The 11890-nt window shown below is 65.7% G+C and carries 13 protein-coding genes and 1 tRNA gene; 9 read left to right on the top strand and 5 right to left on the bottom strand.

Annotation, left to right across the window (positions count from 1 at the left end):
• Positions 1–263 precede the first annotated feature (263 nt).
• Positions 264–1187 carry a retropepsin-like aspartic protease family protein gene (locus K5658_RS03090; RefSeq protein ID WP_221065529.1) on the top strand — a complete coding sequence of 308 codons (924 nt, stop codon included), beginning with the start codon at positions 264–266 and terminating at the stop codon, positions 1185–1187.
• A 5-nt stretch (positions 1188–1192) separates the two neighbouring features.
• On the opposite strand, the gene K5658_RS03085 is transcribed toward K5658_RS03090, so the two are convergent.
• The gene (locus K5658_RS03085) at positions 1193–2197 is read right to left on the bottom strand and encodes a hypothetical protein (RefSeq protein ID WP_221065528.1); all 1005 of its coding nucleotides are present in this window, start codon (positions 2195–2197) and stop codon (positions 1193–1195) included.
• 200 nt (positions 2198–2397) lie between these two features.
• Here K5658_RS03085 and K5658_RS03080 point away from each other — a divergent pair, with 200 nt between their 5' ends.
• Positions 2398–3303: an NAD(P)-dependent methylenetetrahydromethanopterin dehydrogenase gene (locus K5658_RS03080; RefSeq protein ID WP_221065527.1), complete on the top strand. Its 906-nt coding sequence runs from the start codon at positions 2398–2400 to the stop codon at positions 3301–3303.
• A 138-nt stretch (positions 3304–3441) separates the two neighbouring features.
• Entirely contained in the window at positions 3442–4347 is a 906-nt protein-coding gene (locus K5658_RS03075; protein WP_221065526.1) for an NAD(P)-dependent methylenetetrahydromethanopterin dehydrogenase, read from the top strand.
• On the opposite strand, the gene K5658_RS03070 is transcribed toward K5658_RS03075, so the two are convergent.
• Complete coding sequence (locus tag K5658_RS03070; protein WP_221065525.1) at positions 4280–6364, bottom strand: lytic transglycosylase domain-containing protein; 2085 nt, start codon at positions 6362–6364, stop codon at positions 4280–4282. The two genes, K5658_RS03075 and K5658_RS03070, sit on opposite strands and share 68 nt — an antisense overlap.
• Before the next feature lie 144 nt (positions 6365–6508).
• Between K5658_RS03070 and K5658_RS03065 the strand changes: the two genes are divergently transcribed.
• From K5658_RS03065 to K5658_RS03055, 3 genes are all read left to right on the top strand, one after another.
• Positions 6509–7453, top strand: coding sequence for a hypothetical protein (locus K5658_RS03065; RefSeq protein WP_221065524.1), 945 nt, complete (start codon positions 6509–6511; stop codon positions 7451–7453).
• A 65-nt stretch (positions 7454–7518) separates the two neighbouring features.
• Positions 7519–7797 (top strand): hypothetical protein, encoded by a 279-nt coding sequence (locus K5658_RS03060; protein ID WP_221065523.1) that lies wholly within the window; start codon positions 7519–7521, stop codon positions 7795–7797.
• Positions 7794–8462 (top strand): HAD family hydrolase, encoded by a 669-nt coding sequence (locus K5658_RS03055; RefSeq protein WP_221065522.1) that lies wholly within the window; start codon positions 7794–7796, stop codon positions 8460–8462. The genes K5658_RS03060 and K5658_RS03055 overlap by 4 nt, the downstream gene beginning before the upstream one ends.
• 28 nt (positions 8463–8490) lie before the next feature.
• Here K5658_RS03055 and K5658_RS03050 read toward each other — a convergent pair whose 3' ends face one another.
• Genes K5658_RS03050 through K5658_RS03040 form a run of 3 tightly spaced genes read right to left on the bottom strand, consistent with a single transcriptional unit; the run spans position 8491 to position 9350 of the window.
• On the bottom strand, positions 8491–8649 hold the full coding sequence (locus tag K5658_RS03050; protein ID WP_176225100.1) for a DUF7230 family protein: 159 nt from the start codon (positions 8647–8649) through the stop codon (positions 8491–8493).
• Between the two features lie 60 nt (positions 8650–8709).
• Positions 8710–8985, bottom strand: coding sequence for a cupin domain-containing protein (locus tag K5658_RS03045; RefSeq protein WP_221065521.1), 276 nt, complete (start codon positions 8983–8985; stop codon positions 8710–8712).
• Positions 8982–9350, bottom strand: a complete 369-nt coding sequence (locus tag K5658_RS03040; protein ID WP_221065520.1) for a cupin domain-containing protein — start codon at positions 9348–9350, stop codon at positions 8982–8984. The genes K5658_RS03045 and K5658_RS03040 overlap by 4 nt, the downstream gene beginning before the upstream one ends.
• A gap of 225 nt (positions 9351–9575) precedes the next feature.
• Between K5658_RS03040 and K5658_RS03035 the strand changes: the two genes are divergently transcribed.
• The 3 genes from K5658_RS03035 to clpP all read left to right on the top strand — a co-directional run bounded on the left by K5658_RS03035 (position 9576) and on the right by clpP (position 11797).
• A tRNA-Leu gene (locus tag K5658_RS03035) sits at positions 9576–9660 on the top strand.
• Positions 9661–9805: 145 nt separating this feature from the next.
• Positions 9806–11122 carry a trigger factor gene (gene tig, locus K5658_RS03030; protein WP_221065519.1) on the top strand — a complete coding sequence of 439 codons (1317 nt, stop codon included), beginning with the start codon at positions 9806–9808 and terminating at the stop codon, positions 11120–11122.
• A 33-nt stretch (positions 11123–11155) separates the two neighbouring features.
• A complete protein-coding gene (clpP, locus tag K5658_RS03025; RefSeq protein WP_221065518.1) occupies positions 11156–11797 on the top strand; it encodes an ATP-dependent Clp endopeptidase proteolytic subunit ClpP in 642 nt (213 codons plus the stop codon).
• Positions 11798–11890 lie beyond the last annotated feature (93 nt).

Below are 11890 nucleotides of genomic sequence, written 5' to 3'. Positions count from 1 at the left end.
ACGGCGGAAAAACGCGCTGTTGGCGTCAACCCGAAAGGCTACGTATCCGGGCAGGGCGACACCTTATAGTGAAATACTCCGACAATTGCAACCAGCCCCGGCAGCCCGCCCGCCCCAAAAAAAGACCCACCGGAAGGTGGGTCAACTAGAGAGGAAGAACACTTGCTATGACCGTCCACGGCCCGCACGGTTCACGCGCTCCGGGACAATAATCCGTGTACTCATTAAACTTTACGGCACACCCATCGCGCCCGAGCCACACCATGAACCAGCCCCCCCAAAACCGGCGCAACCCCGCCGCCCCGCCGCCGACCGCCGATGATTCCCCGTCCGCCGCCTCGCGGGTGGTGCATTACCATAAACCCGGATACCCGCCCAAACGCAACCGGCTCGCCATCGTCACCCGGCTCGTGGCGGCGGGCACCTGGCTATTGATCCTGGGGCTGGTCGTCTCCTTGCTCAAGCAATTGCACGTCCGTCCTCCCGCCAGCCCGCCCCCGCCCGCCGCCCCGGTCGAAGCCGCGGCTCCCGCCGCCCCGGAACCCCCACCGACACCGGAACCCGAAGCGGCCACGGCCACCGCCCCGGAACCCGCGTCCCCGCCCGAAACGCCAGCGCCACCCCCCGCCCCGGCCACCTCCGAATCCCCGGCCCCAATCCAGGTCGCGGAAGTGGTGATCACCCCGGCCAAGAACGGCAATTTCTACGCGCCGGGCGAGATCAACGGGAAGCCCGTCACCTTCGTGGTGGATACCGGGGCCAGCTTCGTCTCGATCCCGGACAGGCTGCGTTGGAACCTGAACCTGACACGGGGCCAATATGTGCAGACCATGACCGCCAATGGCGTGGCCGGGATGTATGCGGCCAAGGTCGCCAGCCTGAAGCTCGGCCCGATCCGCTTGAAGAATATCGAGGCGGTGCTGATCACCGCCCCGATGCCCGGCGACGTGGTCTTGCTGGGCATGAGCGCCCTGCGCGAACTGCGGATACAGCAGGAGAACGGCCAGTTGATCCTGCAACAGGATGTCGCGCCCGGCACCGGACCGGACGAAGCGGCGGCACCCCAACCCGCGCCGCCCGCCGCGATGAAAAAATCGGTGGGCGAATGCATGGGCGGCGACAAGGTGGTCAATGCCCGCGTGCTGCGGTGTATGCGGGGCGAGGACGGGGAGGCGGCGGCGGAATAACCGCTTTAAGGGGCGGGCACCACGTTCTTGCGGACGATGCGCTGCTGGAAGGTGAACACGCTGGGATCGTCCCGATCCACCGTGACCTTCAGCCAATGCGCGTTGACGGTGCCGAAGGTTTCCACCCGGGTGAAATTCTCCAGCCGCGGCGCGGGGTTTTCCCACGGCATGGGCTGGGTTGACAGCTGGGGGTCGAAGGGCACCGTGGGCAGCGGCTTGTCGATGCGGAAATAATGGCTGTCGCCATGGACCAGCACCACCGGCTTGCCAAAGGCGCGGGTTTCGGCTTCCAGGGCGGCCAGGAAATCCTGGTAGGCGGTGAGGCCCGACGTGGGAATCGCATCCCAAGGATTGGCCTGGATGACCAGCATCAGGCCGGCCAATCCCCCGCGTTGCGCCAGCGCGAACGACTCCCGCAACCAAGCAAGGTTCCGCCGCTTGCGGATAGCTTCCTCGGCGCGGTTGGCGGCATCCCAGGCCGCGTTGCCGGTGGACGCCAAACCATCGTTGCTGCCGGGGATGTTGAGGGTCACGAACATCGCGCCGTCCTGGGTCCAGCGCAGGTTCTCGGGATAGTCCCGGCCCTGGCGCTCCAAGGACAGGGACTCGGCCCCGAGGCTGGGGGAGCCGTAGGGATGGAAGATCGCGCGCAGCTTGGCCAGGCGTTCCAGCGGATTGTAACGGCCCGCGCCCGCCCGATGGCAATCGGTCCATTCGTTGTCGCCGAACACGTAAACGAAGGGTTTGGCGAAGGCGTTGAATTCGTCGCGGCGGGCCAGGAACAAGGCGTCGGAACACGGGCTGGAACCGCTTTTGATATCGCCATCGTGGATCACGAAGGCTATCGAGGGATCGGCGTTGATAGCCTCGCGGAGGTTCGGGAAGCGGGCGGCCTGGGCGGCGTCGTATTCCTGGTCGCCGATCAGGGCGAACGAGAAGGCTTGGCAACCGTCGGCCCCCAACAACAGCGCCAGGACGGCCCCAGCGGACAAGGCTTGGCTAAAAGACATGGCGTTTTTCCATCGGCAGGTTGAACAGATCGCGCCCCAACCCTGTGCGGGCGGCTTTACGGCGGCATGACGGCGGGGTGACGGTGCCGGGCATCCAGCGGGCCGGCAACCGGACGTTCTATGCTATCCTTCGCGCGTCCGCGCGACCGGACCCCCCATCGCCTTCCGCCCCCTACACCATAACCAAAACGGAGTCGTCCATGGAAAAGCCTTATATCCTGCACATGTTCACCCCCGAAAAGAACCTCAGCCCGTTCGATGTCAACATGGCCCTGGACGCCGGCTGGACCGCGGCCATCCCCTACCTCCATGTGGAACTGGGCGAGGTGCAAGCCTTGGTGCAGGACTCGATCTTTTCCCGCGGTCCCAAGGGCGTGAAGCGTACCGGCCTGTTCTTCGGCGGGCGCGATGCCAAGCTGGCGGTGGACATGCTCAGGACCGCCCAGAAATCCATGGTACCGCCGTTCGAGGTCTCGGCCTTCGCCGATCCCAGCGGCGCCTACACCACGGCGGCGGCGATGGTCGCCTGCGTCGAGCGGCAATTGCGGACGAAGTTCGACACCGGACTCGATGGCAAGCATGTGCTGTGCCTGGGCGGCACCGGCCCGGTCGGCCAGATCGCCGCCGCGCTCTCGGCCAAGGCCGGGGCCAAGGTCAAGATCATCGGCCGCCAGCTTGAAAAGGCCCAATCCGTCGCCGCCCTGGTCAACGCCGAATTCGGCGGCGGCTCGACCCAGATCGAGGGCGACGCCGACGCCAACAAGGGCGAACTCATCAAAACCGCCGACGTGGTGTTCGCCACCGCCGCCGCCGGTATCCAGGTCTTGAGCGCCGAACTGGTCGCCGCCGCCCCCGTGCTGAAGGTCGCCGCCGACGTGAACGCCGTGCCGCCCTCCGGTATCGCCGGGCTGGACGCCTTCCACCAGGGCACACCCATCGAAGGCTCGAACAGCGGCGCGGTCGGGGTCGGGGCGCTCGCCATCGGCAATGTCAAATACAAGACCCAAAGCGGCCTCTTGGCCCGGATGCGCGAAACCGACCAGCCGGTCTACCTGGCCTTCGACGACGCCTTCGCCCTGGCCCGCGAAATCGCCGCCCAGCTTTGATCCCGGACCCCGCGATATCGCCCATCCCCCCGCCCCGTTCCCGCGTCCCACGCGGGAGCGCCCCACGACGCAAGGTCGCCACGCAGCCCCGCGCCCCGGCGTGGGACGCCCCGATTCCCTATCGCAAGAGGTTTCCCCATGGAAAAACGCACCGTACTCCACATGTTCGATCCCATGCCCCATGTCAGTCCCTTCGATATCAACATGGCGGTGGACTCGGGCTTCGAATCGATCTTCACCTATAACAACGTGGCCCTGGAACAGATCAACGGCCTGGTGCAGGACGCCATCTTTTCCCGCGGCCCGGCGGGGGTGAAGCGCACCGGCCTCTTCATCGGCGGGCGCGACCTGGGCCTGGCGCTCAACATGCTGGACATCGCCAAGAATGCCATGGTGCCGCCGTTCGAGGTCTCGGTGTTGGCCGATCCCAGCGGGGCCTGCACCACCGCCGCCGCCTTGGTCGCCTGCGTCGAGAAGCAACTGCGGGTCAAGCACGGCGTCGGCTTGGAGGGTCTGTGCGGCGTGGTCTACGGCGGCACCGGCCCGGTGGGCATCGCCACCGCCGTGATCGCCTCGCTGGCCGGGGTGGATGTGAAGATCGTCGATCCCTTCAACATCAACACCGCCCTGGAAAAGGCCGACGAATACAACGCCCGCTGCGGGGCCAAGCTGAAAGGCACCTACGCCAGTTCCGACGCCGACAAGGCCCGTTTGATCGCCCACGCCGATATCGTGTTCTGCACCGCCAAAGCCGGGGTGCAGGTGTTGAACGCCGATATCCTGGGCGACGCCAAGCAATTGAAGGTGGCGGGCGATATCAACGCGGTGCCGCCCCTGGGGATCGAGGGCGTGAAACGGATGCACAATGGCGAGCCCCTGGTCCACGCGGTGAATTCGCCGGGCGCGGTGGGCATCGGCTCGCTGGCGGTGGGCGATGTGAAATACAAGCTGCAACACGCCTTGCTGGCCTATCTGCTCACGGCGGAAAAGCCGGTGTTCCTGGATTTCCGGGAGGCGTTCGAGCGGGCGCGGGAGTTGGTCTAGGTTCCGGCCCCGCGGGGCGGGCGGGGTCGCCAAGGCCCGGCCCGCCCGCCAGTCCCGCTCCATCGGGACAAACCGCCACCCCCACGGGCCGGTCCGGCTTCGCCTCCACCTGCTTCCCCGGCATGATCTCGGTCAACAAGCCGCTGATCCGGCCCGCATTCCCGCCCAACCGCTCCCGGTAGATCGCCATATAGGCCAGGACCGCGCTCACATACTGGCGGGTTTCGCCATAGGGGATGGTTTCGATCCAGATATCGGCGGGCAGCGGACCGGAAGGGGGCAACCAGCGCTCCACCCGGTTCGGCCCGGCGTTATAGGCGGCGGTGGCCAGGGCGAAGCGGTTGCCGAAACGGTCCAGCAAGCCCCGGAAATAAGCCGCGCCATAGCGCAGGTTCACCCGCGGCTCCAACAATATCCGCTCCGAAGTCCAAGCCTCGCTCAAGGCTCGGGCCACGTCCTGGCCGGTGCCGGGCATGATTTGCATCAACCCCAAAGCCCCGGCGCTGGATTTGGCCCCGGGATCGAACGCGCTCTCCCGCCGCACCAGCCCGTAAATCAGCGCCGGTTCCAGATCGCGCGCGCGGGCCTCCTGGGCGATGGCCTCGCCATAGGCCAAGGGGAAGCGCAAGGACAGGTCGCCCTGGTTCTCGGACTTGGCCAGCGCGGTGATCGCCAGCCGGTCCCAGCCCCATTGCTGGGCCAATTTGGCGGCGATGAGCCGGTCCTGTTTAGACAGCGAATCGAGGGCATAGAGCCATTCCTTTTGCGCTTCGCCGGGCCGGTTGAGGGCGCGGAATTCCTGGATGGCGCGGAACGCCGGGGTCGCGGCCAAGCGCTGGACCTCGGCCTCGGCGACCGGCGTCGGCTCGAACGACAAGGGATATTTCGCCTGCACCCGGTCCGCCGCCACGAAGCCGTGGAAATCCCGCTCGCCCGCCAAAGCCTTGTACACCTCCAGGGCGGCGGCGCTATCGCCCAGGGCTTCCAAGGCCCGCGCCCGCCAATAGCGCCAGAGGTTCTGGTTGCGCTCGGAAGCGTCGAGTTGGTCCAGGCCGAGCAACGCACCGGGCCAATCCTGCCGCAACAGGGCGGCGCGGATGCGCCAAGCGCGGGTCTGGGCATCGGCCACGCCCTCCGGCAAACTTCCGAGATAGGCCGCCGCCTGCGGATAGCGCTGGGTGGCGAGCGCGATGGCGAGGCGGCGGTCGATCCGGGCCTGTTCCCCCGGCTCGATATGGAATTCGCTCCGGCGTAGGTTCCACACCCCCAGCGCCCGCAAAGGCTCGTCCCCCGCCAGCCGGTCGATGCCATGGGCGAAAATCCGGCCCTGGCGGGGATCGGCGGGCTTCCAGGCGGCGCATTGCTCGACCAGGCGGGGGTTATCGTGGACGGCGAACCAGAAATCGGCGGCGGCGCGGTCCTGGGCGGGTAGCAGGTCGCGCAGGGCGTGGGCCAGCGGGAGGCGGTTCTTGTCGAGGGCCAACCCCAAGCGTTTCCAGACTTGTTCGGGCGTGAAGGCGGGGCTGGCTTGCCAGGCGGCGAACAAGCGGTCGCAATTGGCGGGGCGGGACTCGGCGGAATCCCACAACCTGGCCGCCCCGGCATAGGCCTCGGCGGCGCGGCCCAGGCGATGGAGCGCCCAATAATAATCGCACTGGATTTGCGGGTCGTCGGTGGCTTGATAGGCCCGGACGTAATCGTCCCAGGCTTCTTTGCGGGCCAGGAAATCCAGCCATTGCCGCCGCAAGGGCGCGGCGTAACGGGTCTGGCCGTGGCGGGCCAGGAAGGCCGGGATTTCGGCTTCCGCGCCGGGCCGGTGGTCGAGCAGGCGGAAGCCGAGATAAACCTGGAGCGGATAGCCTTCGAGCGAATCGCGCAGACGGCGGGCCTCGTCGCCGCGGCCTTGTTCCAGGGCTTGCTCGGCCTGGAGGAATAGCGCCCTTTGCTGTTCCAGGCCGACAGGATCGGCCAGCACCGCGCCCATCCAGGCGAAAAACCACAGCAGCCTTGTCAACATAGTTCCCACAACCGTTAGCCCGGACACCACGCCGGTATTATCGCCAGGATCGCCCGGACCCGCCTACCCGCCCACTGGCCGGGAACGCCCGCTTCCGGCATCCTGTGCCGTTCATGCCATTCACCAAGACAGCAAGCATCCCGAATGACCTATCAACCCCGCGATTTCATCCAAACCCCGGAAGGACTCATCTTCGCCGTCGTGGACGGACACATGGAGGAAGGCCGCGTGCTGTGCTGGCTGCGCTATGCGCCGGTCGAGGGCCGCCGCCAAAAACTACGTACCGCCGCCGCCCAGGATTATCTCGCCACCCACGCCCCCGACTATCTCTACACCTCGCGGCGGCTGGACACGGCGCTGCATGGCGTGCCCCTGGACCGGATCGCCCGCCATCACCGACCACGGGCACGGGCGCGGGAATTGCTCGGCGCGGCGAACCCCGACGCCATCGAGGCCAAGGCGGCGCACCTGCTGCGATTGTTGGCCGGGATGGGGCTGGACCTGGACCAAGCGGGACTCACCGGCTCGCTCTTGATCGGGGCGCAAAATCCGGCTTCCGATTTGGATGTGGTGATCTATGGGCGGGCGGCGTTTTTCCAGGCCAGGGCGCTGGTCCGGCGGGCGCTGGCCGAGGGCGCGCTGGACGATCTGGCCCCGGAGGATTGGCGCGACGCCTACGCCCGGCGCGGCTGCGCCCTCGGATTCGAGGACTACCTGTGGCACGAGCGGCGCAAGTTCAATAAAGGCATGGTCGCGGGCACCAAGTTCGATATCAGCTTGATCGGCGAAGACGCGCCGCTGGCCGACACCGGCCCCGCACGCAAACTGGGCCGGACCACCCTCCGCGCCCGCGTCCTCGACGCCCGCTATGCCTACGACTGCCCGGCGGTCTACCGGTTGGACCATCCCACCATCGCCGAAGTCCATGTCCATACCCAGACCTACGCCGGCCAGGCCGAAGCCGGGGAAACCGTGGAGGTCGCGGGTGTGTTGGAGGAAACGGCCCAGGGTCCGCGCCATCTGGTGGTGGGCACCAGCCGGGAAGCGCCGGGCGAATACCTCATGGTCGTGCGGGAGCCGGACGCATAGGCAAGCCCGGTCCGCTTTGCTACAGTGCGCCGCGTTTCCCCCACCACCCTCAAGGAGTTGCCCCCATGCTCGGCGGCGTCATCGCGTTCCTCGTGTGCGTCTGGTTCTACCTGACGGCGGACAAGTTGAAATTGAATCCCCTGCCCTGGATCGCCGGGGCGTTGATCGTCTATTACGGCACCAAGGCGGCTTGGACCTTCCTGTTCCTCAAACCGCTGATGAGCGTCAATTTCACCCATGGCAGCATGATCGGCGGCCTCTTGTTGGAGATCATCGGCGCGGCGCTGGGCGTCCTGGCCTGTGGGCTGTTCCGCGACCGTGTCCTCATGAAGCAAAAGCAATGAGCGCCCTGCCGCCGTTCCAAGCCGCCATCCTCGACATGGACGGCTTGGTCCTCGATTCCGAATCCACCTATTGCGCCGCTTGGCGGCTGGCCGCCGCCGAACTGGGCTATGCCCTGGCCGAGGATTTCTGCCACGGCCTGTTCGGCCAGCACGCCTCCGCCGTGGAAGCGGCGATGTGGCGCGAATTCGGCCCCGGCTTCGAGCGGGAGCGCTTCTATCAAGCGGCGGAGCGGCATTGGTTCGCCCATCTCCACACCCAGGGCATGGCGCGGATGCCGGGTGTGGAAGCCTTGCTGGACCGGTTCCGCGCCCAAGGGGTTCCGTTCGCGCTCGCCACCAACAGCGATGGACCCTACGCCCGGCGCTGCCTGGAACGCTCCGGCCTGGGAGGTGCCTTCGCGGTGGTCGTGACCCGCGACCAAGTGCCCCTGGGCAAGCCCGCGCCGGATGTCTACCTGGAAGCGGCCCGGCGGCTGGGCGTGGACCCGGTGGCCTGCCTCGCCTTGGAGGATTCGCCGACCGGACTCGCCGCCGCCGATGCCGCCGGGATGATTACGATCCTGGTGCAGCGCCACGACAATATCCGGACGCAAGCGCTGGGGCTGGCCCGCTATGCCTGCGCTTCGTTGCTGGAGGTGGTGGAGATGATGGGCGGGAGGGAATGAGGCGGGGAAGGTCGAAAGCCCTTTCCGATCAGGCGGCGCGGATCGGGAAGGGCTCTCGGCCCGGGTGTTTCGGCTTGCGCCGGTAGCTGCGGGCATCGCGGAAGGTGGCGGCGCGGTTGAATTTGCCCGCGTGCTTGGCGACGGGATTGTTCACCGGGATGGCCGGTGGCCGGGGTTTCTTGCTCATGGTTGCGTCTCTCGATCAATGGCGCGTGGCCCGCGCCGTGGCTCCCGACCCAGGCTTGGATCAGGAAAAGTCGTAGTGCTTGCGCACGGTTTCCAGGATTTTCCAGGTGCAGGACAACCCGCGCGGGAATACGACCCAATCGCCCTTCCCGAATTCCACCGCTTCGCCTTGTTCGGGCGTCACCACCACCTTTCCCGCCAGGAGATAGCAGGTTTCGGTCTCGTCGTAGGTCCAGGGGAATTCCGAAGGCTCCTTGCTCCACACCGGCCAGCCGTGTACGCCCAGGTCGCGCAGCCGTTCCTCGCTGATTTGCCGTTCGATCATGATTCCGCTCATATCGATGCCTCCTTGGGTTCGGGAAAACCAAAATGCAGGGCTAGCCACACCGTCGGCTCGCCGGGCCGGGTCCATTCCACCCGGTGGCGGCAATGGGCGGGCAACAACACCGCATCGCCCGGATTCAAAACCAGGACTTCGGCCCGGCCTTCGATCAAAAGTCCCGCGCCGCCCCGCACCAACATCACCCATTCGTCCCAGGTTTGGTCGTACCACTCGCCCGGTGGCGTGGCGTGCCCTAAGGACAGGATGCGCTCCAAGCGGAACGCGGGGGTTTCCAACAAAGGCTCGAAACGCTCGGCGTCCAGGCTTTCCGGCAGGTCGGCGAGCAAGCGGGTCAAAAACAAGCTATCGGGAACGGCCATGGCGCGCGACCGGAATGGGGTGGGCCATTATCCAGCCGCCGATGGATTTTCGGAAGCCCGGCCCCCCGGAAACCGCGCTATTGTCCCACGCGGCAGATGAAAAAATATTACAGGGATTTATAATACGCGGATGGTTCGCACGCATGGATTCCGGCCCCGGCCTTCGAGGCGGTGGCGCGGTATCCAGCATTCCAGGGCGAACGGGGTATAATCCGAAGATTGTTTGCGAATGTGGCGAAATTGGTAGACGCGCTGGATTTAGGTTCCAGTGGGGCAACCCTTGAGAGTTCGAGTCTCTCCATTCGCACCACTTACCCTCAGACCTCATGCTTCGCGTTGGGCACCCGCCCCCGAACGCCGACCACCGCACGAGCGCCCGTCCGTCCCCGCCAACCACGGGCGACCACCCGACCAACCAGCCCCGATCATCGCTATCCATTACCTCGAGGTAACCCATGCAAGTTTCTGTCGAAACGACATCCGAATTGAGCCGTAAGCTGACCGTCCAGGTTCCCGAAGAAAAAATCCAGAAGGAAGTCGCCACCCGCCTGAACGCCCTCACCCAGAAGGTCAAGCTCGACGGCTTCCGTCCCGGCAAGGCGCCGCAAAGCGTCATCAAGCAGCGCTATGGCCAGCAGGTCCGCGAAGAAGTGCTGACCGAGATCATCCAGAACACCTTCCACGAAGCCGTGCGCGACGAGAAGCTGAACCCCGCCGGGATGCCGACCATCACCGCCCACAAGGCCGACGAGGGCCAGGGTCTGGAATACGAGGCCAATTTCGAGGTGATGCCGGAATTCGTGCCCATGCCGCTGGAAACCCTGGAAGTCCGCCGCTATCTGTCGGAAGTCGGCGACGAGGACGTGGATACCATGATCCAGCGCCTCCGCGAGCAGCGCAAAACCTGGGAAGCCGTGGAACGTCCCTCCGTCGAGGGCGACCGCATGATCATCGCGTTCGAGGGCTTCGATGGCGAAACCTCCTTCACCAATGGCAAGGTCGAGGATTTCCCGGTGGTGCTGGGCGAGGGCCAGATGGTGCCGGGTTTCGAGGACAATCTGAAAGGAGCCGCGCCGGGCGCGAAGCTCGAATTCGACCAAGCCTTCCCGGAAGACTATCCCGCCGCCAACCTGGCCGGTAAGACCGTGCATTTCGTGGTCGAAGTCGCCAAGGTCGAAGAGACCCGCGTGCCGGAACTGGACGCCGATTTCATGAACCTGTTCGGGATCGAAGGCGGCGACCTCGACGCCTTCCGCGCCGAAATCCGCAGCAACATGGAGCGCGAGATGCGCCGCGCCCTGCACACCAAGACCAAGACCTCGGTCATGGACGCGCTCTACGCCGCCAACCCCATCCAACTGCCCGGCGTGCTGGTCAAGGACGAGGTCAACGACCTGGCCCGGCCCTATCTGGAAACCGCCCAGGAACGCAAGCAAGCCATCGACGAAGCCAAGCTCAAGGAGCAACTGGAACCGGTGGCGCGGCGGCGCGTAACCCTGGCCCTGGTGCTGAACAAGCTGATCGAGACTTATAACGTCAAGCTGGATGTCAACCGCGTCCGCGCCGCCGTCGAAGAACTGGCCCAGAGCTATGAACAACCCAGCGAGGTGGTTCGCTGGTACTATTCCGACAAGACCCGGCTGCGCGAAGTCGAGAACGTGACCCGCGAAGACCAGGTCGTGGATTTGATCCTGGAACAAGGCCAGGCCACCGAAGAAAAGATCGACTTCCAGGCGCTCATGCAAGCGGCGGCCCCCAAGGCCCAAGCCTAGCCGGCCCACACCCCCATTCCCAGAAGGCAACCCATGTTTGACAAAAACCTCCCCCAAGACCTCAGCCCCAGGGCTTCCGGCCTGGTGCCCATCGTCATCGAGCAATCCGCCCGCGGCGAGCGGGCGTTCGATATTTACTCGCGTTTGCTCAAGGAGCGCGTCATCTTCCTGGTCGGCCAGGTCGAGGACTATATGGCGAACCTCATCATCGCCCAGCTCCTGTTCCTGGAATCGGAAAACCCGGACAAGGACATCCACCTGTACATCAACTCTCCGGGCGGCGTGGTGACTTCCGGCCTCGCCATCTACGACACCATGCAATTCATCAAGCCCGATGTCAGCACCCTGTGCGTGGGCCAGGCCGCCAGCATGGGCGCCTTGCTGCTGGCGGGCGGCGCGGCCGGCAAGCGCTACGCCCTGCCGCACTCGCGGGTGATGATCCACCAGCCCTTGGGCGGCTTCCAAGGCCAAGCCAGCGATATCGATATCCATGCCCGCGAAATCCTGGCGGTGCGCGAACGCCTCAACACCATCCTGGCCAAACATACCGGCCAACCCATGGAGCGCATCCAGGCCGACACCGACCGTGACAATTTCATGAGCGGAGCCGACGCGGTACGCTATGGTCTAATCGACAAGGTTTTGGAGAGCCGGGAAGTTTCCGCGGCGGGATGAGCCGGAATTCCCATAACTCAGGAAATACGCGGTCGATGCCCCAGGACGGGGCGTGGATCGGCCGCCGCAACGCTTACGACGACGCAAGAAGGG

The organism is Methylomagnum ishizawai (genome assembly GCF_019670005.1).
Taxonomy (GTDB): Bacteria; Pseudomonadota; Gammaproteobacteria; order Methylococcales; family Methylococcaceae; genus Methylomagnum; species Methylomagnum ishizawai.
Note: the sequence above shows the minus strand (reverse complement) of the source record. Positions and strands in the feature narration are given on the sequence as shown.

Bases quoted from the DNA above. Each gene is read 5' to 3' on its own strand.
- K5658_RS03090 (WP_221065529.1), top strand. From the start codon at position 264: ATGAACCAGCCCCCCCAAAACCGGCGCAACCCCGCCGCCCCGCCGCCG.
- K5658_RS03085 (WP_221065528.1), bottom strand. From the start codon at position 2,197: ATGTCTTTTAGCCAAGCCTTGTCCGCTGGGGCCGTCCTGGCGCTGTTG.
- K5658_RS03080 (WP_221065527.1), top strand. From the start codon at position 2,398: ATGGAAAAGCCTTATATCCTGCACATGTTCACCCCCGAAAAGAACCTC.
- K5658_RS03075 (WP_221065526.1), top strand. From the start codon at position 3,442: ATGGAAAAACGCACCGTACTCCACATGTTCGATCCCATGCCCCATGTC.
- K5658_RS03070 (WP_221065525.1), bottom strand. From the start codon at position 6,364: ATGTTGACAAGGCTGCTGTGGTTTTTCGCCTGGATGGGCGCGGTGCTG.
- K5658_RS03065 (WP_221065524.1), top strand. From the start codon at position 6,509: ATGACCTATCAACCCCGCGATTTCATCCAAACCCCGGAAGGACTCATC.
- K5658_RS03060 (WP_221065523.1), top strand. From the start codon at position 7,519: ATGCTCGGCGGCGTCATCGCGTTCCTCGTGTGCGTCTGGTTCTACCTG.
- K5658_RS03055 (WP_221065522.1), top strand. From the start codon at position 7,794: ATGAGCGCCCTGCCGCCGTTCCAAGCCGCCATCCTCGACATGGACGGC.
- K5658_RS03050 (WP_176225100.1), bottom strand. From the start codon at position 8,649: ATGAGCAAGAAACCCCGGCCACCGGCCATCCCGGTGAACAATCCCGTC.
- K5658_RS03045 (WP_221065521.1), bottom strand. From the start codon at position 8,985: ATGAGCGGAATCATGATCGAACGGCAAATCAGCGAGGAACGGCTGCGC.
- K5658_RS03040 (WP_221065520.1), bottom strand. From the start codon at position 9,350: ATGGCCGTTCCCGATAGCTTGTTTTTGACCCGCTTGCTCGCCGACCTG.
- tig (WP_221065519.1), top strand. From the start codon at position 9,806: ATGCAAGTTTCTGTCGAAACGACATCCGAATTGAGCCGTAAGCTGACC.
- clpP (WP_221065518.1), top strand. From the start codon at position 11,156: ATGTTTGACAAAAACCTCCCCCAAGACCTCAGCCCCAGGGCTTCCGGC.